Origin of the sequence: Nocardia sp. NPDC047648, assembly GCF_040642815.1 — a bacterium.
In the GTDB taxonomy this organism is placed as follows: domain Bacteria; phylum Actinomycetota; class Actinomycetes; order Mycobacteriales; family Mycobacteriaceae; genus Nocardia; species Nocardia gamkensis.
Window position 1 is genome coordinate 128,009 of the sequence record NZ_JBEYSX010000002.1, and the last position, 26,994, is coordinate 155,002.

Below are 26,994 nucleotides of genomic sequence, written 5' to 3' on the forward strand. Positions count from 1 at the left end.
CGCCACAATGCTTTTCGATATCCGCACCATCGTCGGCGCGTTGCTCGGGTGCTACGCGGTCGTTCTCGTCGTCACCGGCCTGGTGCACGACACCGCGGCGGAGCAGGCCAAGACCGGCGGGATCAACGTGAACCTCTGGGCCGGGCTCGGCATGGGAGCCGTGGCGCTCGCCTTCGTGGCCTGGGTCTTGCTGCGCCCGGTCCAGGTGCCGCCCGAACCGCGCCCGGCGGACAGCGCCGATGAGGAGCGCGACTCCGCCTGACACGACGGTGCCCCCCGGGAAAACCCGGGGGGCACTGGTTGTCGCACGGATCAGGCGTCAGGGGCGGGTGGTTCCGCCGGGCCAGGTGCCGGTTCCGCCGGTGCCCGGCGTACCACCGACGCCCGGCGTACCGGTTCCGCCCATTCCCGGTGTGCCGGTCCCGCCGACACCAGGGGTGCCGGACTGGCCGGCGCCGGGGCGGGGGGTCGCGCCGCGCTCCGTGGCGGTGTCCGCGGCGCCCGGTCGCGGAATATCACCGCGCCAAGCGCCTGTTTCGCGGCCTCGTTCTTCGACGAAGTGCTTGAAGCGCTCGAGGTCTCCGCTCACGCGGTGCTTCAGCACCCCGAGCTTGTCGGCGACGTTCTCCACGAACCCTTCGGGGTCGACGTCCATCTGCGCGGTCACCCGGGTGTGGGTGTCGTCGAGCCGATGGAAGGTGACGACGCCCGCGTGTTTGGGTCCGCTGTCGGACTTCCAGGCGATCCGTTCGTCGGGATGCTGCTCGGTGATCGTCGCGTCGAACTCACGCGTCGACGGGCCGACATGGACACGCCAGTGCGTGTGCCGGTCGTCGAGCTGGTCCACTGCTTCGACACCCTCCATGAAATGCGGAAACGACTCGAACTGCGTCCACTGGTTGTAGGCGGTACGAACCGGAACCTCGACGTCCACCGTGGCGGCCATTGTGCTCACTTGCTACCCCTTTCCTCGCCTGCCCACACCATCTCGCGTGGACGGGCGTCTTTCGGTTGACAAGCGCTCCCTTGGGGGCGACTCGGGACATTCATCGCTTACCCGGGGGGTGGGAGGACAAACAGGGCCAGGACTACACCAGTACGGTCGCCGCGTAAACGTCCAGCTCCCGGACCGGTTGTGTCGTGGCCCACGGTTCGAATCCCGCCCGGGTTTCGGCGTATGCCCGGCGCAGCCGCGGCGAGGTGTTCCGCGCGGCCAGGTCGATGGCATGCCTGGCGGCCGCGCACGCACGGTCGACGTCCCGTGGCACGGTCAGTCGCGCGAGGCTGAGATTCCACAAGGCCCGGTCGCGGACCGCAGGGGCCGGAATCAGTCCCAGCACGCCGTCGATCGTGTCGGCCGCCGCTTCGAGCTCACCACCCGTTTCCAGGCAGCGGGCGGTCATGGCGCCGGTCGTCCACGCGCTCTGGTAGTAGCAGTACGACTCGTCCGGAGTCGTCTGCTCGGTGAATTCGTCGCGTACTCGAAGCAGCTGTCGCCACGCGTCGAAGTTCCGTCCGGCGGAGGCGAATGCCTGCGCGGCGCACAACTTGCGAAAGTCGTCGACGCGCCCGTCGCTCACCTGCGGCCGCAGCATTCCGTCCGCGAGGGCGGCGGCAGTGCGGAATTCGCGCAGGTGGACCGCCAGTTGGGTCCGGTGACAGAGGATGCCGGTCGCGATATCGGGGTCACCGGATTCGTCCGCGTGTCGATAGGCGAGCCGAAACTGCTTGTCCGCGTTATCCAGATCGCCCTGATCCCACGCGGACCACGCGCTGCTTGCCACGGCCTCCGCGGTCAGCGATTGCAGTACCGGGCGCAGACTCGGCGGACAGTCGCGCAGCAGCGACACGCAGGTCTGCGCTTGGGCTTCGATGATCGGTCGCGCCGCATCCGACCCCAGCTGGTCGTCCAGGAGTTGTGCGGAGTGCACGGTGTTGCGCAGATGGCCGATCGCGTCGGACGTGACGGTCGGACAACCACCGCTTCTGCTCATCGTCGCCACGCCGATGACCGCGCCGGTGGCGGCGATGAAGTGTCGCCGGTTCACGTCCAGGTCTCCGATCAACGCCCGGAAACGCTTCTGCGCCCCATGGTCCGCATCTCTCAACACGCTGTCCAGCCGCGCTTGATGGCCGATACCGACGTGGCGGTTCGGTCGGCTCTCCCAGAAGCTCACCGTCCGTTGACCGCAACGCAGCAGCTCCGCGAGTTCGCTCTGCGTCAACCTGCACGCGTGGCGCAGCGTCTTCACATCCGTGCCGGTCCACATCGTCACTTCTGCCACGGTTCCCCCTGGGCCCGCTGAACGGTCGTTGCTGCCGATTGCTCGAACTTGCATGTCCGTTGCCTTCCACCAGGCATTTTGCCCCGGCATTGTGGCCTGTGTACCTGGAACCGGGAAAGCTTGTCGCACAACCGAACCCTGTGCGGCGGGACGTCGACGACCACCAGCGCGACCCAGAGGCGACCGCATGATCTACGACGAACGCGCCGAAGCCGAGATAGCCGTTCTCACCGACGTCATCGTCGCCGTCGACGAGGCACTGGCGGTCGCCGCGTGCCAGGGCCGCCACTCCAGCGATCAACGCGCTCACGTGGTCGCGATCGTGCTCTACGAGTTGATCGCCAGTGCCCGAACGGTGGCCGGACCCGATACCGGCCGCCTCTACGCCGCCCCCCTTCTCGATCACCCCCTCGAAAACGCGGCCCCTGAACTGTCCCCGCTCGACCTCTTGATCCCCCTCCTCGTCAACCGTCACACCTCCTGACACCCCCGCCCGGCGGATCGAAGCCCAGCCCCTAGGTCTGTCTCGACAGCCACATGCGTCAGCTCTTCCCGATAGGCCGACTCGGCACCGGAGAAGTTCTTCGATACGGGCGGTGACGCCTGCTTCTGCTATCCGGGAAAACGTGCCATCCGCCACCAGGTCGAACGACATGTGCGCACCCTTGCTCGCCGACGTCGCGATAGCGACGCCGTGACGTAGCCCGACACATATGGGGACCCCGGGCGCATTTTCACAGAGAAAGCCGGGTGGGTTCGTGACCCGCCCGGCTCGTGTCGATACTTGGAATTCGGTCCTCCGAATCGATCAGAACGGCGTGAAGAAGAAGCCGATCCAGGCACCGATGGCAGCGCCGACCGCGCAACCGACGACGGCGCCGACGATGAAGAACCAGATGCCGATGGCAACGCCGATCGCGCAACCGATCGCCGCGCCCAGCACGGCACCGCCGAACAGGGCGTCGTGCATCAGGCCCTGCACCTCGGGTGCGACCGCGCCGGGTGACGGCACGCCGGCCGCTGGTGTCAGCGTCAGGGTCCTAGCCGACGGATCGAGCGTGGGTACGACGCTGAAATTCTGACCGGTCTCCATACGCAGTGTCGTCGGGATCGCACCGACGAGCGCGCCCTCGTCGGAGAGCACGTTGACCGCTGCCGGTGTGACTTCGAACCGTCCCGAAGCCAGATCGACCGTAGCGGTGCGGTGATCCGCCGCCAGCGTTGTCGTGTAGGAGATAGGCCCATCCACCCCGTTCATCGTGAGGTCTGCCAGGGTGCCCTCACCGTGTGCCGTGGCCATTGCTATGCCCGTTGACGCGACGGCCAACAGGGCGGTAGCCACCAATTTCTTGATAAACATTTGGAAGTCCAATCATCGGACGATGTTGTTGGATTTCCCCCGGACGGGCGACAGTGACCGTCGGGTATAATCTTTCACCCTCAACCTGAGCACTGTCGATAGTGTCGGGTATGAGAAATTTTCGTATTCTCGGTCGGATTTCTCCCCTAAACATCGACGTCGCGGCCCCCAACCGCTTGCTGCTCGGCGGCATTGAACCGGCGAAGCTCTACCACGCGCAAGCTCTTTGATTCTTCCTCAGAAGAATGGACCGATGACTGGGTCGGAAATGAATACTCCCTCCCCGCCGGCACGCCGAAGCCCCGGCCCTGGCGCCAGGGCCGGGGCTTCGGCCGGGGCGAAAAATTACTTCTGCGGTTCGGGTGCCTTGGGCATGGGCGAATTGATCGTGCTGAAGTACATGATCGCCGCCCCGACGGCGACCGGGGCCGTCACCAGGATCTGGCCCGCGACCGTGCCGAGGGCGCCGACGGCGACGATGCCGCCGAGGCAGCCGACGGCGGCGGCCGGGATGAACGGGCCGAACATGCCGACGATGGTGGCGGCGGCGACGGTCGCTCCGGCGATGCCGCCGAGGATGCAGCCGACCGAGGCGCCGCCGATACCGCCGACGAGCGTGCCGATGGTGGCGCCCATGCCGACGGTGCTGGTCAAACGGGACCAGGCGGCCTGCTCACGGTCGTACTCGGTCTTCCACGGCGCCTTGTCCTCGAACGGCAGGGCCACCGGCTTGTAGGTCGCGTGCGCCAGGTCGAACTGTGGCGTCAGCGTCGCGGTGCGCTCGGAGACCTCGGCGGCGATGGGGAATTCGAACTCGTCGAGGTGGAAGGTCAACGGCGCGCCCGCGACGACGGTGCCGTCGGCGGCCTTCAGCTTCAGCACCTGGTCCTCGACCACCAGCGAGCCGGAATCGGTGGTGATGACGCTGGAGGTCTCGGTGGCGTGTGCGGTGAAGCCGACACCCCCGGCGGCAGCGGCTTCGGTAGATGTGGCCTCCGTGGTCGTGGCCTCCGTAGACGCGGCGTCGACGGGAACGGCGGGCGCGGCGGAACTCGTGCCCGCGCAGATGCTCACGGCAGCGGTCGTGAACGCGGCGGCCAGGGCGAGTTTCGTGATGTGCATGGAAATCCTTGGTTTCGGAGGCATGGCGAAGCGACGGCCATACCTTGTGCGATTCGGTAGGTCGTGGAAGAACGGGCGTTCGCCCGTGGATATGTGGGATCTAGGCGGTGGCGCGCTTGCGTCCGGCGACGCCGATCAGCACGTCGATCGCCAGGAAGACGAGCAGGCTCCATCCGACCAGCGGGACGAACCACCCCACCACCAGCGCGGCGGCCGCCAGCGGGATGACCAGCCACAGCGAGGACTTGCGCAGCGCGCCGCGTCGCGGAGCCCGCCCGAGGGCGAACCGGCTCGCGTCCCGGGTCGGCCGTCTGCGCCACCACATCAGGTAGCCGCGCACGATCACGGTGATCAGGCCGATCATCGCCGCGAGCAGCAACACCTGATTGAGCAGCCCGAACATCAGCCCCATGTGGAACTGGATGCCCCAGTTGGTGAGCTTGGCCATCAGCGGCCACTCGGCGTAGGGCAGTCGGTCGGTGACCGTGCCGGTCGCGCCATCGACGGCCACCGAGTCCACGGTGTAGACGCCGGGCATCCGGCGTTCCTTCACCGCGAACGCCTTGCCCGGCGCGGCCGGGACGGCGATCTCGGCCGCCTGCGTGATGCCTTCGGCGCGGGCGCTCGCGTACACCCGATCCAGCTGGGCGATCCGCTCGGCCGGGTCGGCGGGCGCGTGCTGCGCGTGGCCGCCGCCGTGGTGGTCGGAGCCCGAATCATGCTCGGAGGCAACCGCTCCAGGCAAGGTGGTGCCGACCGCGGGTGTGGTCCAGCTGAGCTGCTCGCGCAATTCGGTGATGTTCTCACCCGCGTAGGTCGACCAGGTCATGCCGGTGGCCGACAGCAGCAGCGCGAGCGGAAGCACCCACATCCCGACCGCGCCGTGCCAGTTCAGGGTGCGGCCCCGCGCGCGCTGTGAACGATCGGCCGCCCAGAGCCATCCCCAGCCGTCGCGGGCCCGGCGGCCCCGCACCCGGCGCACCCAGATGACCAGACCGGCCAGCGCGACGATCCACAGCCAGGACGCGGCGAGCTCGCTGTAGAGCCGGCCGGGCTCGCCCAGATGCAGGTCGCGGTGCAGACGATCGATCCAGGTGCGCATCGGCAGCGCCCCCGAGCTGCCGTACACGACGGCGTCGCCCACCGGCTGCGCGGTGTACGGGTTCACGAACACCGCACGCCGCTCGGATTCGCCCAGCGACGGGTCGCTGAACAGCACGCGGGTGGTGTCCTCGGCGCCCGCGGCCGGGGCGACCGCGACGAGTTGCAGGTCCGGTCGGACGGCCACGGCCGCGCCGACCTGCTCCGACAGCGGCTTCGGTGTTCCGGTCTGCGTGACCGTCAGCAGATCACGTGACGCGATCGACTCCAGAGTGGGCGAGATGGCGTAGAGCGCGCCGGTGACGGCCGCTATCAAGATGAACGGCCCGACGAACACTCCTGCGTAGAAGTGCAGCCGCATGGTCAGCGCGTACAAGCTGTTTCGGGCGGTGGTCCGGCGTGCGCCGGGGGAGTCCGACGGCTCCGATAAGTCGGCGTCGGAAATTGTTTCTGTTGTACTCACGGTCGTTTCGTTTCTGACGGCGGAACCCGGTTCGGGGGCGAATCACTTCCGGGCGGGCGCAGACCGGCACGGCGACAACGCATTCTCACGGACACGTGTCGCGGAAACCAGAAGGGCGAAGGCCCAGTCGACGGCGAACGCGCTCAGTCGTGAGAGCGCGGCCGTACCGCCGCGTGCGGAAGGAGGATTCGCGACCCCGGATGACGCAGCGCGTCGGCACGCTCAGGCGTGGGCACGAGGGTGCGAGGCGACGCTGTGCTGCACGGGAAAGTCCGTGACGGCGAGCCACACTCGCGCCACGGCACTACGTGCACCGGGTATGGGAAGAATTCAGAGAACGACGGCGAGGGGCGGAGCCCGCGTGCGCAGCGCCTCGGCGGCGAACACGCGAAGGATGACCCGATCGCGATGGACCGTGCGCAGCGGAGCGCGCTCGGCGACGACGGGCGGGGTGTGGCGCAACGGGAGCACACGGCGTACCACAGCGGTCCCGATCCGGTACGCGGCCTCCGCGCCGCGGATCACGATGGCCGCCGCGAACGCCGCGCACAGGTGCGCGGCCAGCATCGCCGGAGTCAGCTGGGCATCACCGTGATGCAGATGTCCCGACCCGATCCCCATCGTGCAGTGCCCGAGGAGTTGTCCGGCGACCAATGCCGCGACCAGCCCGGCCGACGTGTCGCGCAGCGGGGCCAGGCCCGCCACCAGCGCGCCGATCACGGCGGACGCGGCGGCGAGCAGTGCCAGCGAGGTGGTGTCCGGCAGCATGCCGCCGGAAGCCCAGCCGTGCGCCGCTACCGAAATCGCCCCCGAGATCGCACCGGCCGAACCACCGCGCACCCGCGCGACGGCGCCGCGACGTCCCGCGGCGGACCGGTACTCGTAACTCACCCCGCTGATGATAGCGGACCGATTGCACGCCTTCGACCGCATCGGCCGCCCGGACAGCGGCTCGACGTGCGGTTTCAGCGTGGAGATTCGGCGGCCTTCCGGGCAGGAGGGGAGCCACCGCCCGGAAGCCCCGGAGGCGCGCCGATCAGCCCGCCTCGACCTCCATCTCGATCAGCGGCTTGCGCAACAGCTTGCCGGTCGCGTTGCGGGGCAGTTCGTCGAGGAAGACCACCTCGCGCGGAACCTTGTAGCGGGCGAGGTTCGCCTTGACGTAGTCCTTGATCTCCTGCGGGTCGCGCTTGGAATCGGGACCGGGAACGACGAAGGCGCGCAGCCGCTTGCCGAACTCACGGTCGTCCACGCCGACGACTGCGGCTTCGAAGATGTCGTCGCGGCCCGCGATGAGGTTCTCCACCTCGAGCGGGAAGACGTTCTCGCCGCCGGAGACGATCATGTCGTCGTCGCGGCCGTCGATGTAGAGCAGGCCGTCGGAGTCGAAATGTCCCACGTCGCCGCTGGACATCATGCCGTCGACGACCTCCTTCGTGCGGCCGTCGGTGTAGCCGGTGAAGGCGAAACCGTTGTCCACGAAGATGGTTCCGGTGACGTTCGGCTCGGTGATCGGCTTGCGGTTCTCGTCCAGCAGCACGATCCGGATGCCGACCGGCGCCTTGCCCGCGGTGGTCGGCGCCTTGCGCAGATCCTCGGGGGTGGCGACCGTCATGACGGCGCACTCGGTGGAGCCGTACAGGTTGTAGAGGCTGTCGTTGAAGTGATCGAGCGTGCGGGTCACCACGTCGGGCGCGATGGCCGAGCCCGCCGCGAAGATCACCTTGACGCTGCTGACGTCGTACTTCGCCAGCACGTCCGCATCCAGGTCGAGGATGCGTTGCAGCATGGTCGGGACCACGACCAGCGAATCCGCCTTGTAGGTCTGGATATTCGCCAGCGTCTGCTCGGGATTGAAACGGCGCTGCTGGAAGACCACCCGATTGCCCAGCGCGAGACCGAGGGTGAACTGGGACAGGCCGGTGCCGTGGAAGATCGGCGCCGCCATGATCATGGTGCCGTTGTTGGGCAGCGGCACCCGGTCGATGAACTGAGCCGAGGCGAAGGGGCTGACCCGGTCGCGTGGCGCGCCCTTCGGGGTGCCGGTCGTGCCGCTGGTCAGGATGACTATGCCGCCCGGCTTGGCGGGCGCGGGCAGCGCTGCGCCGGACTGCCCGGTGATCAGCGAGTCGATGGTCGGTATCGCGGGATCGGCGTTGTCCTTCTGGTCCACCCAGGTGAGGATGCGCGGGATCGCGGCGGGAATGGCGCTCATCAGGTCGATGAACTCGCTGTCGTGCAGCACCGCCTTGACGTTCTCCCGCTCGGCCACGTCGGCGAACTGCGGCTTGGCGAACCCGGTGTTCATCAGCACCCCGCGCACGCCGAGCTTGCCGGCGGCCAGCAGGCTCAGCACCATGCCGCGGTGGTCGCGGGCCAGGATCGCCACCACGTCACCGGGATTGATGCCCCTGTTCTGCAATCCCCGGGCCAGGGCGTTCGACTGCTCGTTGAGCTGGCCGAAGGTCAGCTCCCCGCCTTCGTCGACGATGGCCACGGCGTGCGGCCTGGTCTGCGCGGCGTGCATGACGACCCCGGCGAACGGGCCGAACTTCAAGATATTGAACGCCGACCGCGCCGCGTGGTCGGGGCGCAGCGGATTGAACAGCCGCCGCTTGACCATCACGTTCACGCCAAGGGCCAGATCGCCCGCCTTGCGGGCGGTGCCGCCCAGCGCGGGGAGGGAAAGAGACATCGACGACAACCTTCCGGCGGTGTCACCCGGTGGTCCTCCGGGTGGTGCGGACCGCAATTTCGATACCCAGTGCTGGCGCTAACAGTAGCAAGCTCGTGTAACCGGCTGTGTCATGTATCTCAGCGGGTGCTACCCGCTGGTAGCGGGCCGGGCGGGGAAGCCCGGCCCGCTGCGGATCAGGCCTGGACCTCGTAGTCCACCAGCACGCGGCGCAGCAGCTTGCCGGTCGCGTTGCGCGGCAGGTCGTCGAGGAAGACCACCTCGCGCGGCACCTTGTACCGCGCCAGGTTGTTCTTCACATACGCCTTGATCTCCTCGCCGTCGGGGTCGTGGCCCGGCTCGGGGACGACGAAGGCGCGCAGGCGCTTTCCGAACTCCACGTCGTCCACGCCGACCACCGCCACGTCGAAGACGTCGGGCCGCTCCAGCAGCAGGTTCTCCACCTCTTGCGGGAAGACGTTCTCGCCGCCGGACACGATCATGTCGTCGTCGCGGCCGTCCACCATGAGCAGGCCGTTCTCGTCGAAGTGGCCGACGTCGCCGCTGGACATGTAGCCGTCGATGATCTGCTTGTGCCTGCCGTCGGTGTAGCCCTCGAACGGCGCGCCGCTGCGGATGAAGATCCGCCCCGTGGTGTTGATGGCGGTGACGCGCTGGTCGTTCTCGTCGTAGAGCCGCACTTCACAGGTGATCGGCGCGCGCCCGACGGTGCCGGGCGCGAGGGCCAGATCCTCCGGATTCGCCACGGTCGCCACGGCGCACTCGGTGGAGCCGTAGAGGTTGTAGAGCACCGGGCCGAACGCCTCGGTCGCCTTGATGGTGAGTTCGGGCGACAGCGCCGAACCGGCCAGCACGATCGCCTTCAGGGAGGACGTGTCGTACTTCGCCCGGATCGCCGGATCGAGTTCGACCATCCGGTGCAGCATCGTGGGCACCGCCACGAGCATGTCGGCCTTGTGCTCGGCGACCAGGGCGAGCGTCGCCTCGGCGTCGAACCGGCGGCGCACCACCACCTTGTTGGACAGGGCCGCGCCGACCAGCCAGGTGGCCAGGCCGGTGCTGTGGAAGATCGGCGAGACGATCACCTGGGTGCCGCGCTGCGGGAACGGGATGCGATCGACCATCTGCGCGGTGGACAGCGGAGTGACCTTGGTGCGCGGCGCGCCCTTCGGTAGGCCGGTGGTGCCACTGGTCAGGATGATGAAGCCACCGGGCTTGCTCGGCGCGGGCAGCGGATCGGCGGAGTTGGCGGCGACCAGGTCGTCGATGGTCTGCGCGCCCTCGGGCAGCGCGGTGCCCTCGTCGACCCAGGTGAGGTAGCGCGGCAGGTCGGTGGGCAGCGCGTCGAGCAGGCCGAGGAACTCGCTGTCGTGCAGCACCGCCCTGACCTTCTCGCGCTCGCACACCTCGGCGAACTGCGGCTTGGCGAACCCGGTGTTCATCAGTGCCACCCGCACGCCGAGCTTGCCCGCGGCGGCCATGGCGATGATCAGGCCGCGGTGGTCGCGTGCGAGCAGGCCGATCACCATGCCCTCGGTGATGCCCGCCGCCTGTAATCCGCGGGCGACGGCCGTGGACCGGTCGTCCAGTTCGCGGTAGGTCAGGGCGCCTGCCTCGTCCACGATGCCGGGCGCGTCCGGCGCCACCCGCGCGGAGTGCCTGATCAAGGTGGCCTGGGGGCCGAGGATGCGCGATTCCTTCATCGTCCGCAGCGTTTCCAGCGGCTTCCGGGGATCGGTGACACCCCGGGAGCGCAGCACACCCAGCGCCTTCACGGCCTCCAGCGTGTGGGCCAAGTTCATGTCGAATTACCTCCACAAAACCCTCGCGTCGGTCCTCGACCTAGCGAACCGGTACGGCGTGTTGACTTGCCACCGTAGCAGTGCGGAGTGTGACAGGTCACAATTGAACCGGACAAATCAGTCTCGGATCGGTGGCGTTCGCCGCTGGTAGGAGCGCTGCGCCCCCCGATTCCGGTTTTCGGCTAGTGGCTACCGGTCGGTAGCGATACCCTCGCAACGTCCCGAGCCCGCTCGAAGGGAGATGCGGCCGATGTCCGATCCGCAGGACCGCAAACCGTTCGTCGATGTTCCCGGCGATCTGCCCGGCATCCGGAGTCTGTTCGCGTTCAAGCCCGAAACCGGCGCGGCGCTGAGCGAATTCGCGCAAACCTTGTTGCGGGGGTCGTCTCCACTGACGCCGGGGGAGCGCGAGACGATCGCCGCGTACGTGTCCTCGCGCAACGAGACCTATTTCTGCACACAGTCGCACGCGGCGACGGCGGCGGTGCTGGTGGACGGCGGTCGCGACGTGATCGATGCCGTCATCGAAGACGTGGAGTCCGCCGCGATCGATCCGAAACTCCGTGCGCTGCTGCGGATCGCGGACAAGGTGCGGGAGTCGGGTCTGGCGGTGACCCCCGAGGACGTCGAGCAGGCGCGCGCGGCGGGTGCGAAAGACGAGGACATCCATGACGCGGTGCTGGTAGCGGCCGCGTTCTGCATGTTCAACCGCTACGTCGACGGCCTCGCCACGATCGCGCCCCGGGAACGCGCGGCCTATGAGCAGATGGGCGCGGTGCTCGCCACCGCCGGATACGTCGCCGCCGCGGCGGCGCCCGGATCAGCGCCTGGCGCTGGCGAGGGCGACCAGTAACGGAACCACCCTGGCGGCCGGGACCTCGAACCGGCCGCGGCCCGCGGTGTGCAGCCAACCCACCGCGGCCAGCTGCCGCAGATGGTGATAGATCTGACCGGAATCGCCGACACCGTCCACCCCGGCGAGTTCGGCCGCGGTTCTGCGCCCGCCCATGATCTCACGCAGCAGACGCAGCCGGACCGGGCTGCCCAGTGCGGCAAGGCATTCGGCGGTCTCGGCCCAGTCGTCCTCGATGAGGTCGCCGGTGGTGAACCTGGCCTGCCATGCCCGCTGCTGGTCGTTGGGCAGGCGGACCGACCCGGCGAAGACGACGCCGCCGTTGGGCTCGTCGGCCGCCGCGAACTCCTCCTGTAGGCGAGCCACCGCCCACTCCGCGGTGACCGGAGGAAGGCTCTCCGGCCGTACATTCTCTTCCAGCGCGCTGAGCCGCCGCTCCAGCTCGGCGACTCGGTCTTCCAGACTCACGAATCCAGAAGTTACGGAAGTCCGTATCCTCCGACAAACCGAGGGCTCCGGTCCCGCGGGCGGCGGGAGCCGGAGCCCGCGATCTCAGTTGTAGACGGCGCCGAACGACGGAACCGAGATCGTGCCCAGCCGGTAGGCGTACCCGTCCGGGTTCTCCTCGCTCACGGGCACCGACCAGCGGTGCCACAGCGATCCGTACACCGCGGCGACGACCGGGCCCGCGCCGGTGTCCAGGGCGCGGGTGCGGATGGTCGTGTCCACCGGAACATCGTTGTGCTCGTAGAGAAGTTCGGTGCCGCTGCGTCCGTTGGCCAGGTTGATCCACAGCACTTCGAGCTTCGCGCCGCCCTGGTTCGGCGAGATGGTGCCGGGCCCGCCGAAGAATCCGAGACGGAATCCGTCGACCCCGAGAGCGATTCCCGATCCGTATACGCCGGGCCCCTCTCCTCGTCCGATATCCGACTGCGCGGGAATCTGGAACGGTTGCGCGGGCAAGGCCACCTGCTCGGCCTCGGCCAGCTGCCCGGAGGCGATCAGCCGATCCACCGCCTGCTCAGCCGCCGCGTTCCCGGCCGCGGCGGCACGCAGTTGCTGCGCGGCGGCAGTCCAGTCCACCGTGGCAGGCTGCGCGGCGGCATTCCCGGCGAAGGGCGCTACCAGCACCGCGGAGGCGGCGAGGGCAGTAGCGAGGCGACGCGTAAGACTCAGTCGTTGCATAACCAGTTCTCCTCGAAGTTTTCTGGTACTGCTCGAGTGAAATACGTCCGCTGATTCGTCGATCCAGCGACTCAGGGCGATAGGCTGCCTGGTCGGTGCGCCGCCTGTCCAGGGGTGAACTCCGAATGGCGTGATCGTGTCGTTGACTCATCGACGCAGCGGCGTGCTCGTCAGCGGGCCGAGCGCGATGGATCATAGGGGCGCAGCGGTTTCCACGCCGCGCGAGGCCGCTGCGAAACGGGCCGCCGACGACGTCCGGATGCTCGCTCGCGGACATCATGCGTCAACCGATGTGGCTGCCTACCGGGGGCCTGCGGGGGCGCATGCTCGATAAACCGTTCCGTATGGTCTGGCCGAGGGTAGTGTGGGTTTCGAGGCGACCGCCGAATCCGCGGCGGCGGTGACCGTATCTGTACGGTGTGCCACCCAATCGGGCGTCATCGATCGCGAATGAGCGGAGAATCCAGAAAATGCATCGCAGTAACCGGTCACCTTTGTTCAGCCATCCGAGTGAGCCCGCCGAGGTGGGCGCACCTGCGGCCGGCGTTCCCGTGCCCGTATTCAGCGACGTCGTCGCCGCGACGCCGTCCGCGGCGACCGACGAAGCGGGACCGGTCGACTCCGGCGGCGATTAGTGCATCCGGCCGGCCGGGTCTGGGACCTGGGTTACGCCGCCGGCTGGCGGCTGGTGCGCGCCCTGCCGGAATCGCTGGCCGTCCGCCTCTTCGACGCGGGCGCCGAACGCGCGGCCCGCGACGGTGGACCGAACCAGTTGCGCCGCAACCTCTCCCGTGTCCTCGGCACCGCACCGGACGAGGTGCCGCACGCGCTGATCCGGGCCAGTCTGCGCTCCTATGCCCGGTACTGGCGCGAAGCCTTTCGGCTGCCGTCGATGGACCCGGTGCGACTGGCCGACACCATCGAATCCTCGGCGACCGGCCTGGAACACATTTACCAAGCGGTCGAACGCGGCACCGGTGCGATACTCGCCCTGCCGCACAGCGGTAATTGGGACCTGGCCGGAGTCTGGCTGGTGCAGCGCGTCGGCTCACCGACTGTGGTCGCGGAGCGGCTCGCGCCGGAATCATTGTTCCGGCGTTTCGTCCGTTTCCGTGAACGTCTGGGTTTCGAGATCATCCCGCTCACCGGCACCGCGACGCCGCCGTTCCCGCAGCTGCTCGCCAGAATCCGGCAGGGACGCATAGTCGGACTGCTCGGTGAACGCGACATGTCCGGTACGGGCGTACCAGTCACCTTCTTCGGCGAGCCCGCTCGGCTGCCCGCCGGTCCGGCCCGGCTGGCGATCGACACCGGCGCGCCCCTGCTCCCCGTGCACTGCTGGTTCACCCCGGACGGTTGGGGAGTCCACGTGGATCCCCCGCTCGACACCAGGCACGGAGTGGGCGAGACCACCCAGGCGCTGGCCGATCGCTTCGCCGCCGGTATCGCCGCCCACCCTGCCGACTGGCACATGCTCCAGCCCCTCTGGACGGCCGACCTCACCGCCGCGCAACTCGCGCGCCGCAGTGCCGCTCCGCCGGACTGAACCCGCTCCACAGCGGAAAATCCCGCCGACGACCAGCGCGGATGCGTGCCGTCACCGAGTAGGATCGAAAGTATTCGGAGGCATCCCGCGCGCCGGCCGTTCGAGGTCGCGCCGTCCCCGATCCGAAATTCCGGTCCCTCCGTGGATCGCGACAGGAGCGTCTCATGACGCAACAGCTACGCCCCATCACCAACCACGCCGACATGGGCGCTCACGCGGAGGGTTCCCACAGTGATCGCCAGCCCTTCTCCGCCCCGACCCGCACCCCTCGAGTCCTCCTACGCCCCGCCGGCGGTGCTCCCGGCCGGATCGGCGGTGCGTGGTGGCCGTGGACGTCGAATCTCACCACGGAACTCCACGACCTGATCACCGCTCTCACGCCCAGGCTCGGTGAACTCGATCGCATCGGATTCGACTGGAACGCCATCAGCCTCGCCCAGCGCCGCATAGATGACGACGACGGCATCCGTATCCACGGCCCGGTCACCGGCCAGCCCTCCGACACCATGCGGCTGGTCGGACGCAATGGCACCAGCCTGACCCTTTTGGTGATCCCCGCCGACACCGACCCCCGGATCGCCGACCGACGCATGCGCCGAGCAGCGGGACAAGCGGCCGACCGTGAATCCTCCACCGGAGCACCGCATCGCGACCTCACCCGAGACGGCGGGCGAACCCGATCCTGAGGTACTCAGTCGCCGGGCAACCCCCACGCGAATCCAGCGGCGATCACGAAACAACTGACAATCGAAATGAGGACAATGCTCCACATGTGCGCGAAGGATACGGAACATCCGGTCCGGAAGCCATAGACGCCTGATCGCCAAATCCATTCGGTGGACACGTCATTCGTTGTGCTCGATGGCCTGGAAACGGAAAATCCGGTGCGAGGCCGAGAAGCTCGCACCGGATTTCGCTACCCGGATCGTCTAAGCCGGAATCACTTCAGCTCGGCGCTGGTCTTACCGAGCACCCGGCGGGCGACGATGAGCTGCTGGATCTGCTGGGTGCCTTCGAAGATGTCCAGGATCTTCGAGTCACGGCCCCACTTCTCCAGCAGGGTGCGCTGGGAGTAGCCGATGGCCCCGGCCAGTTCGACGGCCTTCAAGGTGACGTCGGTGCCGGTGCGGCCCGCCTTCGCCTTGGACATGGATGCCTCGAGCGAGTTGGGCTTCTTGTTGTCGGCCATCCACGCGGCACGCAGGGCGAGCAGGTAGGCGGCCTCGTAATCGGCTTCCATCCGCAGGAATTCGGCGGCGGCGGCGTGCTGGTTGTTGGCCGGGGTGTCGTAGGAGATCTCCACACCGGCGCCGGTCAGGATCGAGCGCAGCTCTTCGAGCGCGGCGCGGGCGACGCCGATCGCCATCGCGGCGACGAGCGGACGGGTGTTGTCGAAGGTCTGCATGACCCCGGCGAAACCCTTCTCCACGTTGACTTCCGGGCTACCGAGGATGTTGTCCTTCGGAATCCGGCAGTCCTGCAACAGCAGCACGGCGGTGTCTGAGGCCTTGATGCCGAGCTTGTGCTCGAGCCGGGCCACCGAGAGGCCGGGAGCGTCGCGCGGCACGACGAACGACTTGATCGCCGCGCGTCCGAGGCTCTTGTCCACCGTCGCCCAGACCACGATGTGGGTCGAGCGCTGGCCCGCGGTGACGAAGATCTTCTCGCCGTTGAGCACCCACTCGTCGCCGTCGAGCACGGCGGTGGTGGACACGGCGGCGGAGTCGGAGCCGAACGACGGCTCGGTGATCGCCATCGAGGCCCACACCTTGCCGAAGCGCTTCAACTGCTCGTCGGTGGCCACGGCGGCGATGGCCGCGTTGCCCAGGCCCTGGTAGGGGATCGACAGCATGAGGCCGACGTCGCCCCACGAGGTCTCCAGCGCGTTCAGCAGCGCGGACATGTTGCCGCCGTTGGTGTTGCCGAGCAGCTCGGTGGCGTGACGGTCGGTGTCGCTGTCGTCGGAACGGCCACCGGCGGCGCCGCCGATCTTCTGGGTGCCGGAGTCGGCCAGACCCTCGACCATGGCGGCCATGGTGTCCAGCTCGACCGGGTAGTCGTGCTCGGCGAGGTCGTACTTGCGCGAGATCGGGCGGAAGATCTCCTGCGCGACCTGGTGCGCCTGGTTCGCGCTGGCCCGCAGCTTCTTGGGGAGTTCGAGATTGATCATGGGTGAGGTCTCCTGAAAAACGGAACGGGCCGGTTAGATGAGCACGACACCTTCGGCGATGCCGATGGCCCGCAGGTCGCGGTACCAGCGCTCGACCGGGTGTTCCTTGGTGAAGCCGTGACCGCCGAGCAGCTGCACGCCGTCGAGGCCGATCTGCATGCCCTTGTCGGTGGCGAGCTTGCGGGCCAGCGCCGCCTCGCGGCCGAAGGACAGGCCCTGCTCCGCGCGCGAAGCGCCGCGCAGCGTCACCAGCCGCAGGCCGTCGAGCTCGATGGCGATGTTGGCGACCATGAAGGCGACCGCCTGACGGTGCGAGATCGGCTCGCCGAACGCTTCGCGCTCGTTCACGTACGGGATCACGTAGTCCAGCACGGCCTTACCGGTGCCCGCGGCGAGCGAAGCCCAGCCGAGGCGGGCCAGGCGCACGGCGTCGGCGTACTCCTCCGCGCGGGTCGCTGCGTCACCATCGCCCAGGATGGCGTCGGTGCCGACCGCGACGTTGTCCAGGATCAGGCGGCCCAGGCCCGCGGCGCGCAGACCCATGCTCGGATCGGCCTCCACCACCAGGCCCGGCGCGTCCGACTCGACGATGAACAGCGCGGGGCGGCCGTCCAGCTCCGCGGCGACGAGGAACAGCTCGGCATCGGCCGCGGCGGGCACCAGGCTCTTCACGCCCGAGATGCGGTAGCCGCTCGGCGAGCGCACCGCCTTGGTGTCCAGGGCGAACGGATCGAACAGGGCGCGCGGCTCGCTGATCACCACGGAGGCCTGCGGCACGTTCTCACCGGTGAAGGACGGCAGGTAGGTCTTCTGCTGCGCGTCGCTGCCCCACTGCGAGAGCGCGACCGCGACGCCGCTGGGCGCCAGGATGGGCAGGGCCAGACCCATGTCGCCGTGCGCGAGCGCCTCGGCGACCAGCGAGTTGGTCACCGCACCGCGCTCGGAGGCCGCACCCTCGAGTTCCTCGGGCACGTTGATCAGGGTGATGCCGAGTTCGGCGGCGCGCTCGAGCAGGTCGCGGGGCGCCTTGGCGGCGTTGTCGGCCTCGTAGGCGGCCGGGCGCAGGATCTCGGCGGCGAACTCCCGCACCGTTTCGACGATCATCTGCTGTTCGTCCGACGGCGTCAGGTCGAAGAAGTCCTTGTTCTTCGCCTCGTTGGTGGCCAGGCGCTTCGGCGCGCCGCTGCCCGCCACCCTGGCGAACGCGCGGGTGGCCGCGCCGAGCGTGCGGAAACCGGTCTTGGTGCCCTCATAGGTGACGCGCTCGATCGGCTTGCGCAGGTTGTATTTCTCGGCGAGTTCCGACCCGGTGAGAGTCGTCATGACCCGCATCGCCGCGCCCATCCAATCCCGCTTGGGTTGGGTCAGGCCGACCGCGGACGTGTCTGGACGTCGCTTCGTTGCGCTGTCTCGAGTGCTCATCATCACCTGTTTTCTCGGACGGTTCGGTGCGGTCTTTCTCCGGCTATCTTACTCCAGAGTAAGGCTATCTTACTGCTGAGTAAGAACGGCGTCGAGATGCAGCATACGCGGGGAATCCGGGCCTTGCTGGACAAGTGCCCAAAGCTGGGCAGTCGGCGATCGGACGCCGTCTGCACCACGCGCGGCACCACGCCTGCAAGGGCGATGAGCTGCACTTTCCGGCCTGCAGGAGAAGCTGCCGGGCCGAAGAGTCGAGGCAGCCGCCGCCGATTCGCCCGGTTCCAAGGCGAAAGTGGCGATCGATCCTGATTCGTTATCCGTTCCGGTGGGTTTCCAACTGCCCGCGTCATGGGAATCCGCGCGGGGCGATCGATCGCGAGTTCCGCGGGCTGACAGAGCGGCCGGCTGTTGCGGCTACCAACGGACCACCGGAGGTTCGGGGGCCGGTGCAGCGCAGTACGTACGACCCCTGGCCGGGTGAGGTGGCGGCCTGATCGAGCGGCAGGTCGCGTCGTCCTCATTACACTTCGGAGACGTGTCGATCTTCGACTGGGCCAGGCCGGACAACGTGCAGCCGGAGCCGATCACGGTCGGTATCTGGCGCGAGCTTCCCGAGGAGTTCCGCCGCTTGGTGGAGGTGGTGAACGGAGCCGCCGTCCGTTGCGCATCGCCGACTGGGGCACACCGGGAAGCCGCTCACCGGCTACGGACAATGCTGGAAGCCGCGGCCCGTGAACACATGGCGGGGGATTCGTCGGCGTATCTGGACGCCAACGAAGATGTCGAGGTTGTGCTCTGGGAGGTGCCCCAGGCGGCGATACGACGTCCTGATATCGCGCTGTTCGATCGCGTACCAGCCGATCTCCGGCTGCTGCCCGCGCGACACCTGAAAATCGCCGTCGAGGTCATCGCGCCCAGCCACGTCAGAACGGACCGGCTCGCCAAGATGCGCGAATACGCAGCTGCCGGAATCCCGTGGTACTGGCTGGTCAGTGTGTCGGACACCGAGGTGACCGCCATCGAGACCTACGGTCTCGACCACAGCGTCGGCCACTATCGGCTCGCCCGCCTCCTGAAACCGCAGACCGCGTTCGCCGTGGACCTGCCGATCCGGATCCAGCTCGACTGGGATCAGTTGACCGAGCTCGTGCTGTGAGGTTCGCACACAGGAAGGCCCGGCCCGGACGAGCCGGTGGCGCGGCGGCCACCGGCTCCGGCGCTCACTCGCGCACGTAGTAGCGCAGCGTCGCGTATGCCGTGATCGCCGCGAAGACGATGCCGACCGGGGCGATGACCAGCGCGGTCATCGCGATGTCGTCGCCGGTGATGCGGGGGAAGACCTTGCTGGCGAACAGGTCGCCGAGGGCGCGGTCGATCACCAGCGGGCGGGCGATGAGCAGACCGAGCACCGCGAGCACCGAGCCGGCCAGCGCGGCGACCATGGCCTCGAGCAGGAACGGCAACTGGGTGTACCAGCGGGTCGCCCCGACCAACCGCATGATGCCGACCTCGGTGCGCCGGGTGAACGCGGCGATCTGCACCATGTTGGCGATCAGCATCACCGCGGCCAGCGCTTGCAGCACGGCCAGACCGAAGGCCGCGTTGCGCAACCCGTCGAACAGGCTGACCAGCCGGTCGACGATGTCCTTGTCGTTGCGCACCATGCCGACGCCGGGGCGATCGTAGAACTTCTCGTAGATCGTGGGGTAGAGCTCCGCGTCCTCCATCTTCACCCGCAGCGACGCGGGCAGCGGCGTCTCACTGACGTATTTGGCCAGCTCGGGCTGGTCCTTGAAGGTCTTCTCCTTGGCCTCGCGGACGGCCTCCTCCCGATTGAGGAACTGGACCGACTCCACGCCGCCGGTGGCCTTCAGGTCCGCCATGAGCGAGCGGCACGGGTCCTGCGAGCAGTCCGGGTCGTTGGCCGAGACGTCCTCGGTGAGGTACAGCCGCACCTCCAGCCGGTCCAGGAAGTACTGCTCGGTCTTGTCCGCGATGCGCACCGCGAGCAGACCGCCGCCGAGCATGGTGAGCGAGACCGCCGTGGTCAGGATCATCGCGATCGTCATCGTGACGTTGCGGCGCAGGCCCGCGAAGACCTCGCCGAACAGGAAGCTCGCGCGCATTACCGGCCCACCCCGTACACGCCCGTGGCCTCGTCTCGCACCAAGCGTCCGTGGTCGAGCTCCACCACCCGCCTGCGCATCGCGTCGACGATGTGGTTGTCGTGGGTGGCCATCACCACCGTGGTGCCGACACGGTTGATCCGCTCCAGCAGCATCATGATGTCGGCGCTCGTGTCGGGATCGAGATTGCCGGTCGGTTCGTCGGCCAGCAGGACCAGCGGCCGGTTCACGAACGCCCGCGCGATCGCGACGCGCTGCTGTTCACCACCGGAGAGTTCGGTCGGCAGCCGGTCGGCCTTGCCGCCGAGCCCCACCATGTCGAGCACTTCGGGAACAGTGCGGTCGATGAACTGGCGCCGCTTGCCGATCACCTCCAGCGCGAACGCGACGTTCTGGTACACCGTCTTCTGCTGCAGCAGCCGGAAGTCCTGGAACACGCACCCGATGCGCTGGCGCAACTTGGGCACCTTGCGGCCGGGTAACCGGTCGACCCGGAAATCGGCGACTCTGATCTCGCCCGCCGTCGGCGCCTCCTCCTTCAGCAGCAATCGCATGAAGGTCGATTTGCCCGAGCCGGACGGTCCGATGATGAAGACGAACTCGCCCTTGCCCACATCGACGGTGATGTCGTCCAGCGCGGGTCGCGTCGAGGTCTTGTACGACTTGGTCACGTTCCGCATGGTGATCACGGGGAGCCAGTGTAACCAGCAACCGCTCGCGGCCTGCGTCGTCAACCATGGGTGACAGCGTGGCGGCGGGCCGTCGCGCTCGGCTCAGCGACCCGGCGGTTCCGTGATCACCGCTGCTGGAACAGCGTTGACCAGGGTGGCCGGAGGGGTGGTGGTTTCGTCGGGTTTGACGAAGACGTACAGCACGAACGTGGCGACCCAGGTTGCCATCAGGATCGCCGTGGATCTACGTGGTCTCACTGATTCCCTCCCGGCGCAGCGCCGCGGCGACTCGCACCCGCAGCTCGCGTCCGACTTCGAACTGTTTGCCCGGCAACGTCCGGGCAACCATTCGGATGTTCATCTGGTCAACGGTGAGGTCTTCCACACCCATGACGGTGGGCTCGTCGAGCAGCAACGGCTGCAGACGAGCGTCTTCGTACGCCTTTGTACCGACCTCGTGCAGGATCTCGTTGACCCTGGTGATGTCAGCGCTGGCGGCCACCGGCACGTCGATCGCGGCGCGTGCCCAGTCCTTCGACAGGTTCGTGACCTTCACGATCTGGCCGTTGGGCACCGTGATCACTTCACCGTCGGCGTTGCGCAACGTGGTGATCCGCAGCGTGACGTCCTCGACCGTACCTTCCGCCTGCTCCGCGGCTCCAGTCACAGCGATGCGGACCACATCGCCGAACCCGTACTGCCGCTCGGTGATCAGGAAGAATCCGGCGAGGATGTCCTGCACGATGCGCTGGGCGCCGAAACCGAGCGCGGCGCCGAGCACCGCGGCGGGCGCGACCAATCCGGTGACGGCGAAGCCGAGCCGCCGCAGCACCTCCATGGTGATCAGCACGTAGACGATGGTCAGCACCACCCAGGTGATCACCTGGGCCAGCGCGTGCCGATGCTTGGCCGCCTCGGTGCGCACCAGGGCGTCGCTGCTGTGGAATCCGGCGTCGATCCGGCGGGTGACCCGGTCCCTCAGGTAGGTGGCGAACCGGCTGAAGAGGATGGCACCGAGGATGAGCAGCACGATCTCCAGGCCCGCGCCGCGTAGCCACGTGGTGAAACCGGTGGAAGCGATCGCCTGGATGCCCGCGACATTCATCTAGCTCGCCTGCTCTCGCATTCGCCAGCGGATACCCGACTCGATGAACCCGTCGATGTCGCCGTCGAGTACCGCCGACGGATTGTTGACCTCGTAGTTCGTCCGCAGGTCCTTGACCATCTGGTAGGGGTGCAGCACGTAGGAGCGCATCTGATTGCCCCAGGACGCACCCTCGTTGGTCTTCAGCGCGTCCATCTCGGCGCGCTCTTCCTGCCGCTTGCGCTCCAGGAGCTTGGCCTGCAGCACGCGCATGGCCGAGATCTTGTTCTGCAGCTGCGATTTCTCGTTCTGGCAGGTGACCACGATGCCGGTGGGCAGGTGGGTGATGCGGACCGCGGAGTCGGTGGTGTTGACGCTCTGGCCACCCGGGCCCGACGAGCGGTACACGTCGACGCGGATCTCCGTCTCCGGCACCTCGATGTGGTCGGTGGTCTCGACCACGGGTAGCACCTCGACCTCGGCGAAGGAGGTCTGGCGGCGACCCTGGTTGTCGAACGGGCTGATCCGAACCAGCCGGTGGGTGCCCATCTCCACCGACAGCGTGCCGTAGGCATAGGGCGTCTTCACCGCGAAGGTCGCGCTCTTGATGCCCGCTTCCTCGGCGTAAGAGGTGTCGTAGACCTCGACCCCGTACTTGTGCCGGTCGGCCCAGCGGATGTACATGCGCATCAGCATCTCGGCCCAGTCGGCGGCGTCCACGCCACCGGCGCCGGAGCGGATGTTCACCAGCGCGTCGCGCTTGTCGTACTCGCCCGACAGCAGCGTGCGGACCTCCATCGCCTCGACGTCGCTGTGCAGCGCGACCCGCTCGGCGTCGGCATCGGCGAGCGCGCTGGCCCTGGCCTCGCCCTCTTCCTCCTCGGCCAGTTCGTAGAGCACCGGCAGATCGTCGAGCCGCTGACGCAGCTCCTCCACCCGGCGCAGTTCGCCCTGGGCGTGCGACAGCTCACTGGTGACCTGCTGGGCGTGGTCTTGGTCGTTCCACAGGTCGGGGTCGGCGGCCTGATGCTCGAGCTCGTCGATACGACGGCGCAGCTCGTCGATGTCGAGGACCGATTCGACCGTCTTCAGGGTGGCGTCGAGTTCGGCGAGATCAGCGGAAACGTCAGGATGCACGATCGTCAAGCCTAGCTGCCCCTCTGTGACGGCAGCACACGAGTGCGCGCGGGATGACCGGGGACGGCGTCGCCGGGGGTGGGCGCCGTCGTGCGCGGGCCGGCCGGTCGGGTCGCCGCGACCTCACACGCACGTTCCCGGCTCCCCGCGGGACGGGTGCGCTGCGACGGACGCCTCATGGGTTTCCACCCTAAACGGCGACCGCGCTTGGCGCAGTTGGTGATTGGAATTCGTGAGGTTGATGACCGTTCTGCCGCGCGGTGCGATGCCGTCGCGGCCGATCGTTCGTCTTGTCGGACCGCCGGACCGGGCCCGGCCGGGCGGTGTGTCGAACTCCACTGATTCCGCCTGTGGATGACCGCCCGCGCCGCGATACCGACCGCTCAGCCCGAGACCGCGTGCAGTCCGCCGGGACGGCGTCCGTTGAGCGCGTCGAGGGCAGCGGCGGTGGCGTCGTCGGCGGGCAGGTAGACGAGCACCCGCTGGTCGTCGTCGGCGGAGAGCTCGAGCGATTCGTAGGCCAGGCGCAGCGAACCGGCCTCGGGGTGGGCGAGACGAGTGATGCCGGTGGCCGCGGCGAGGCTCGGGACCGTCTCGACCCGGTCGGCGAACGCCGGGCCCACGGTGACGGTGAGTTCGTCGGCGAGGGCGGCGATATGCGGGTCGGCTCGGAACGGTCCCTGTTTCAACGTGGCGACCGTCGCGTCGGCGATGTGCTCCCAGTCCGGATAGAGGTTCCGGGCGCCGGGCAGGCAGAACACGAAACGCGCCAGGTTGGGCGGGGTGTGCGGGGCGTCGAACAGTCCGGTCGGCGCCATCAGCCGGTGGTAACCGTCGGTGTAGGCGAGCACTTCGGTGAGGCGGTTGACCACGACGGCGGGCGCGGGTTCGAGCCGATCCAGGATCGCGCGCACCGTCGGTCGCACCTCGCGCAGCGGCTGCGCGTCGCCCATGCAGGTGAACCCGCTGTCCACCGACTTGCTCAATCGGTGCAGGTGGATGCGCTCGGCGGGGCTCAACCGCAACGCGTCCGCGAGCGCGGACAGCACCGGGGCCGATGGATGCCGGTCGCGCCCCTGCTCGAGGCGCGTGACGTACTCCACGCTGACCCCGGCCGAGGTGGCCAGTTCGGCACGCCGCAAGCCCGGGGTGCGCCGCCGCGGGCCGGTGGGCAGGCCGACCTGCGCGGGTGTCACCGCTTCACGGCGGCTGCGCAGGAAGAGCCCGAGTTCGTTGTCGCTCACCCCTCGAAGCTAACAAGGCGCGCCGCCCGGAGGGTGTCCCTGCCACTACCACTCTTACGGCGGTCTCCCTGCTCCGCGCACCGGGCAGCAGATTGAGTGGGCGGCCCGAGCCGGGCCGCTTCGTGATCCGAGGAGGAACAGCATGTCCAACGCTCCCTTGAAGCTCGCGGTGATCATCGGCAGCGTCCGGGAAGGCCGCTTCGGGCCCGTGGTGGCCACATGGTTCAGCGAGCAGGCACGGCGGCACGGCGGATTCGAGGTGGACGTCATCGACTTGGCGGAGGCGCACATTCCCCTGGAGTTGCCCGCGGTGCCTCCGGCGATGGACCCGAATCCGCAGCGGCCCGAAGGCATGACCGACCTCACGCGCAGGCTCGCGGCGGCCGACGCCTTCGTCATCGTCACGCCCGACTACAACCGCAGCATCCCCGCCTCCCTCAAGGCCGTCATCGATTGGCACTTCACCCAGTGGGACGCGAAGGCGATCGGCTTCGTCGGCTACAGCGGAGCCTCCGGCGGCCTGCTCGCCATCGAGCACCTGCGGCAGATCTTCAACGAACTCAACGCGCACACCGTTCGTCACTACGTGTCCTTCCCGCGCTACTACCTGCTGTTCGACGAGGAGGGACGGTTGCGGGAGCCGGAAGAGCCCGCGGCCGTCGCGACGGCGATGCTCAACCAGCTGCACTGGTGGGCGAGCGCGTTGGCCGCGGCACGGTCGCTGGAACCGGTGGGGTGAGCGCCGGACGGGAACGGCTGCAGCCGGGGGTACCGATAGGGTGCGGAGCGTGGCTGTGTACTCCTCCGATCTCGAACTCGCCCTGCGGCTGGCCGACGCCGCCGACGCGATCACCCGGGCTCGCTTCGGTGCGCTGGACCTGAAGGTCGACGCGAAGCCGGATCTGACACCGGTGTCGGACGCCGATCTGGCCGTGGAGCAGGCGATCCGGCAGGTGTTGTCCGAGCAGCGACCGGGCGACGCGGTGCTCGGCGAGGAGTTCGGCGGCGACGCCGAATTCAGCGGAAGGCAATGGGTGGTCGACCCGATCGACGGCACGAAGAACTTCGTGCGCGGGGTACCCATCTGGGCCACGCTGATCGCGCTGCTGGAGGACGGCGAACCGGTTGTCGGCGTGGTGAGCGCGCCGGCCCTGGTACGGCGCTGGTGGGCGGCCGCGGGATCGGGCGCGTGGTCGAGTTTCGACGGGCGGGCGGCCGAGCCGATCTCGGTCTCCGCCGTCGGCGAGCTGGGTTCGGCCAGTCTGGCGTTCTCCAGTCTGTCCGGGTGGCGCGAGCGCGGCCTGCGCGAACAGTTCATCACCCTGACCGACGACGTGTGGCGCGTGCGCGGCTACGGCGATTTTCTCAGCTACTGCCTGCTCGCCGAAGGCGCCGTCGACATCGCCACCGAACCGGAGGTCTCGCTGTGGGACCTGGCCGCCCTGGACATTCTCGTCCGCGAAGCGGGCGGGCGTTTCTCCGCGCTGGACGGCGAACCCGGTCCGCACGGTGGCGACGCGATCGCCACCAACGGCCTGCTGCACGAGAAGGTCCTCGACCGCCTGCGCGGCTGAGTTGTTCTGTCGTCGCTCGGCGTCGCCGGGTGGCCACCACCATGGATGCCACTTCGACCACGGTGTGCCTCCTCGCGGATGTGGACAACGCGGCGTTTCCGCATGCCGGAAGTCTCTCGAGCTATCCGGCCCGCGCCGGGTTCGCCGGGGTGAGATCGATCCCCGGCGGTGGGCGCAGGCGGCGAAGGGTGCCGTCCATGCTCGTCACGTAGAGCGCCCACGCATTCCCGTCCCGGTCGATACGCACCGACGTGGCGCCGTCCGGCGGATTGCGCAACGGGCCTGGCTTGATCAGGCCCGTGATGATCGCGCAGGTGGCGCCGGTCGTCGTATCCACCCGGTAGACGGCGCCGAGTATGTGATCGGCGACGAACAGCGCGCCCGCCCGGGTGGCCTCCATATCGTCGGGCAGCGCGACCAGGTCCGGGATGCCGGAGACGACGGTGGGATGCGCCGGATCCTCGAGCCGCACGCGCAGGATCTGCAGCGTCATGGTGTCGACGAAGACCGATTCGCCGTCGGCGGCCAGCGCGAGGCCGTTGGACGGCGGCAGCGCCGACCAATCCCGCTCGTACTCGCTCGTCTGGGGCCAGTAGCGGGAGATGCCGCTGGGACCGCTCAGGCCGATGGTGGTGAACAGCAGGCTGCCATCCGGCAGCAGCAACAGGCCGTTGGGCCCGTTCAGCCCGGTCAGCAGGACGTGCACAGCGCCGGTCTCGATGTCGTAGCGCTGGAGCGTGCCAGGCGGTTCGCTGAGGCCGTCCCCGGTGAGGAAGTAGACGTAGCGCCCGGCCACGCGCACCCCCGCCGGGCGGTGCAGATCGGTGACCAGCTTCGTCATTCGCCCGGCGCCGTCGACGTGCGCCAAGTAACCGTCCATCAGACCGGTGACATAGAAACCGCCGCGTCCGTCGGAATCGAGATTCTCCAGATTGCCGACTCCTTCGACGATGGTCGTGGTCTGCCAGCCGTCCGAGCACATGGCGGGAAATGTCTCCGCCTGTGCGGCCGGCGTCACCGTGGTGAGCCCGGCGACCACGGCGACGGCGCTCAGTACCGCCACGCGCACCCGGATCCCTGTCCCTTTTGCCATGAGCGACAACATAACAGCGCCGAACCAAGCGGTAAGCCTCGAGATTTCCGCCGGAGCGGAG

27 protein-coding genes and 1 pseudogene are annotated in these 26,994 nt (G+C 68.3%); 9 read left to right on the forward strand and 19 right to left on the reverse strand.

The features are described from left to right. Positions 1-7 precede the first annotated feature (7 nt). Complete coding sequence (locus ABZ803_RS04955) at positions 8-262, forward strand: hypothetical protein (RefSeq protein WP_357033027.1); 255 nt, start codon at positions 8-10, stop codon at positions 260-262. Positions 263-499: 237 nt separating this feature from the next. On the opposite strand, the pseudogene ABZ803_RS04960 reads toward ABZ803_RS04955, so the two are convergent. Together ABZ803_RS04960 and ABZ803_RS04965 are read right to left on the reverse strand one after the other, a co-directional pair. Further along, positions 500-955: pseudogene (locus ABZ803_RS04960) on the reverse strand (SRPBCC family protein); the annotation flags it as partial. 133 nt (positions 956-1,088) lie between these two features. Next, on the reverse strand, positions 1,089-2,285 hold the full coding sequence (locus ABZ803_RS04965; RefSeq protein WP_357033030.1) for a helix-turn-helix transcriptional regulator: 1,197 nt from the start codon (positions 2,283-2,285) through the stop codon (positions 1,089-1,091). Between the two features lie 187 nt (positions 2,286-2,472). Here ABZ803_RS04965 and ABZ803_RS04970 point away from each other — a divergent pair, with 187 nt between their 5' ends. Continuing rightward, the gene (locus ABZ803_RS04970; protein ID WP_357033033.1) at positions 2,473-2,769 is read left to right on the forward strand and encodes a hypothetical protein; all 297 of its coding nucleotides are present in this window, start codon (positions 2,473-2,475) and stop codon (positions 2,767-2,769) included. A gap of 324 nt (positions 2,770-3,093) precedes the next feature. On the opposite strand, the gene ABZ803_RS04975 is transcribed toward ABZ803_RS04970, so the two are convergent. The 6 genes from ABZ803_RS04975 to ABZ803_RS05000 all read right to left on the reverse strand — a co-directional run bounded on the left by ABZ803_RS04975 (position 3,094) and on the right by ABZ803_RS05000 (position 10,828). Next, positions 3,094-3,627 carry a hypothetical protein gene (locus tag ABZ803_RS04975; RefSeq protein ID WP_357033036.1) on the reverse strand — a complete coding sequence of 178 codons (534 nt, stop codon included), beginning with the start codon at positions 3,625-3,627 and terminating at the stop codon, positions 3,094-3,096. Between the two features lie 363 nt (positions 3,628-3,990). Continuing rightward, on the reverse strand, positions 3,991-4,767 hold the full coding sequence (locus tag ABZ803_RS04980; RefSeq protein WP_357033039.1) for a hypothetical protein: 777 nt from the start codon (positions 4,765-4,767) through the stop codon (positions 3,991-3,993). Between the two features lie 100 nt (positions 4,768-4,867). After that, positions 4,868-6,331, reverse strand: a complete 1,464-nt coding sequence (locus ABZ803_RS04985) for a PepSY-associated TM helix domain-containing protein (RefSeq protein ID WP_357033042.1) — start codon at positions 6,329-6,331, stop codon at positions 4,868-4,870. A 330-nt stretch (positions 6,332-6,661) separates the two neighbouring features. Continuing rightward, positions 6,662-7,222 carry a hypothetical protein gene (locus ABZ803_RS04990; protein ID WP_357033045.1) on the reverse strand — a complete coding sequence of 187 codons (561 nt, stop codon included), beginning with the start codon at positions 7,220-7,222 and terminating at the stop codon, positions 6,662-6,664. Between the two features lie 145 nt (positions 7,223-7,367). Continuing rightward, positions 7,368-9,026, reverse strand: a complete 1,659-nt coding sequence (locus ABZ803_RS04995; protein ID WP_357033048.1) for an acyl-CoA synthetase — start codon at positions 9,024-9,026, stop codon at positions 7,368-7,370. Between the two features lie 176 nt (positions 9,027-9,202). Continuing rightward, complete coding sequence (locus ABZ803_RS05000; RefSeq protein WP_357033051.1) at positions 9,203-10,828, reverse strand: acyl-CoA synthetase; 1,626 nt, start codon at positions 10,826-10,828, stop codon at positions 9,203-9,205. A 250-nt stretch (positions 10,829-11,078) separates the two neighbouring features. Between ABZ803_RS05000 and ABZ803_RS05005 the strand changes: the two genes are divergently transcribed. Next, positions 11,079-11,681, forward strand: coding sequence for a carboxymuconolactone decarboxylase family protein (locus tag ABZ803_RS05005; RefSeq protein ID WP_357033054.1), 603 nt, complete (start codon positions 11,079-11,081; stop codon positions 11,679-11,681). Here ABZ803_RS05005 and ABZ803_RS05010 read toward each other — a convergent pair. Together ABZ803_RS05010 and ABZ803_RS05015 are read right to left on the reverse strand one after the other, a co-directional pair. After that, positions 11,649-12,149 carry a winged helix-turn-helix domain-containing protein gene (locus ABZ803_RS05010; protein ID WP_040868881.1) on the reverse strand — a complete coding sequence of 167 codons (501 nt, stop codon included), beginning with the start codon at positions 12,147-12,149 and terminating at the stop codon, positions 11,649-11,651. The two genes, ABZ803_RS05005 and ABZ803_RS05010, sit on opposite strands and share 33 nt — an antisense overlap. Before the next feature lie 84 nt (positions 12,150-12,233). Beyond that, positions 12,234-12,866, reverse strand: coding sequence for a hypothetical protein (locus ABZ803_RS05015; protein WP_357033057.1), 633 nt, complete (start codon positions 12,864-12,866; stop codon positions 12,234-12,236). Positions 12,867-13,336: 470 nt separating this feature from the next. On the opposite strand from ABZ803_RS05015, the gene ABZ803_RS05020 reads away from it, so the two are divergent. From ABZ803_RS05020 to ABZ803_RS05030, 3 genes are all read left to right on the forward strand, one after another. After that, a complete protein-coding gene (locus ABZ803_RS05020) occupies positions 13,337-13,501 on the forward strand; it encodes a hypothetical protein (protein WP_157106482.1) in 165 nt (54 codons plus the stop codon). Next, positions 13,501-14,412: a phosphatidylinositol mannoside acyltransferase gene (locus ABZ803_RS05025; protein WP_357033060.1), complete on the forward strand. Its 912-nt coding sequence runs from the start codon at positions 13,501-13,503 to the stop codon at positions 14,410-14,412. Before ABZ803_RS05020 ends, ABZ803_RS05025 begins: the two co-directional genes overlap by 1 nt. Positions 14,413-14,576: 164 nt before the next feature. After that, complete coding sequence (locus ABZ803_RS05030; protein WP_357033063.1) at positions 14,577-15,098, forward strand: DUF5994 family protein; 522 nt, start codon at positions 14,577-14,579, stop codon at positions 15,096-15,098. A 254-nt stretch (positions 15,099-15,352) separates the two neighbouring features. Here ABZ803_RS05030 and ABZ803_RS05035 read toward each other — a convergent pair whose 3' ends face one another. Continuing rightward, entirely contained in the window at positions 15,353-16,582 is a 1,230-nt protein-coding gene (locus ABZ803_RS05035; protein ID WP_357033065.1) for an acyl-CoA dehydrogenase family protein, read from the reverse strand. A 33-nt stretch (positions 16,583-16,615) separates the two neighbouring features. Further along, positions 16,616-18,007, reverse strand: a complete 1,392-nt coding sequence (locus ABZ803_RS05040) for an acyl-CoA dehydrogenase family protein (protein WP_062969376.1) — start codon at positions 18,005-18,007, stop codon at positions 16,616-16,618. Positions 18,008-18,539: 532 nt separating this feature from the next. Here ABZ803_RS05040 and ABZ803_RS05045 point away from each other — a divergent pair. Beyond that, positions 18,540-19,160, forward strand: coding sequence for a Uma2 family endonuclease (locus ABZ803_RS05045; protein WP_357033069.1), 621 nt, complete (start codon positions 18,540-18,542; stop codon positions 19,158-19,160). Positions 19,161-19,224: 64 nt separating this feature from the next. On the opposite strand, the gene ftsX is transcribed toward ABZ803_RS05045, so the two are convergent. From ftsX to ABZ803_RS05075, 6 genes are all read right to left on the reverse strand, one after another. Beyond that, positions 19,225-20,130 (reverse strand): permease-like cell division protein FtsX, encoded by a 906-nt coding sequence (gene ftsX / locus ABZ803_RS05050; protein ID WP_062969379.1) that lies wholly within the window; start codon positions 20,128-20,130, stop codon positions 19,225-19,227. Beyond that, the gene (gene ftsE / locus ABZ803_RS05055) at positions 20,130-20,819 is read right to left on the reverse strand and encodes a cell division ATP-binding protein FtsE (protein WP_040868868.1); all 690 of its coding nucleotides are present in this window, start codon (positions 20,817-20,819) and stop codon (positions 20,130-20,132) included. The genes ftsX and ftsE overlap by 1 nt, the downstream gene beginning before the upstream one ends. Before the next feature lie 84 nt (positions 20,820-20,903). Beyond that, complete coding sequence (locus ABZ803_RS05060) at positions 20,904-21,029, reverse strand: hypothetical protein (protein ID WP_281032555.1); 126 nt, start codon at positions 21,027-21,029, stop codon at positions 20,904-20,906. 16 nt (positions 21,030-21,045) lie between these two features. Further along, positions 21,046-21,906 (reverse strand): mechanosensitive ion channel family protein, encoded by an 861-nt coding sequence (locus ABZ803_RS05065; RefSeq protein WP_040868866.1) that lies wholly within the window; start codon positions 21,904-21,906, stop codon positions 21,046-21,048. Continuing rightward, the gene (prfB, locus tag ABZ803_RS05070; protein ID WP_357033075.1) at positions 21,907-23,022 is read right to left on the reverse strand and encodes a peptide chain release factor 2; all 1,116 of its coding nucleotides are present in this window, start codon (positions 23,020-23,022) and stop codon (positions 21,907-21,909) included. A gap of 383 nt (positions 23,023-23,405) precedes the next feature. Next, positions 23,406-24,266, reverse strand: coding sequence for a helix-turn-helix transcriptional regulator (locus ABZ803_RS05075; RefSeq protein ID WP_357033078.1), 861 nt, complete (start codon positions 24,264-24,266; stop codon positions 23,406-23,408). Positions 24,267-24,408: 142 nt separating this feature from the next. Between ABZ803_RS05075 and ABZ803_RS05080 the strand changes: the two genes are divergently transcribed. Together ABZ803_RS05080 and hisN are read left to right on the forward strand one after the other, a co-directional pair. After that, positions 24,409-25,005, forward strand: coding sequence for an NAD(P)H-dependent oxidoreductase (locus ABZ803_RS05080; protein WP_357033081.1), 597 nt, complete (start codon positions 24,409-24,411; stop codon positions 25,003-25,005). 49 nt (positions 25,006-25,054) lie between these two features. Continuing rightward, positions 25,055-25,840, forward strand: a complete 786-nt coding sequence (gene hisN / locus ABZ803_RS05085; RefSeq protein WP_357033084.1) for a histidinol-phosphatase — start codon at positions 25,055-25,057, stop codon at positions 25,838-25,840. A gap of 121 nt (positions 25,841-25,961) precedes the next feature. On the opposite strand, the gene ABZ803_RS05090 is transcribed toward hisN, so the two are convergent. Then, complete coding sequence (locus ABZ803_RS05090) at positions 25,962-26,933, reverse strand: hypothetical protein (protein ID WP_357033087.1); 972 nt, start codon at positions 26,931-26,933, stop codon at positions 25,962-25,964. Positions 26,934-26,994 lie beyond the last annotated feature (61 nt).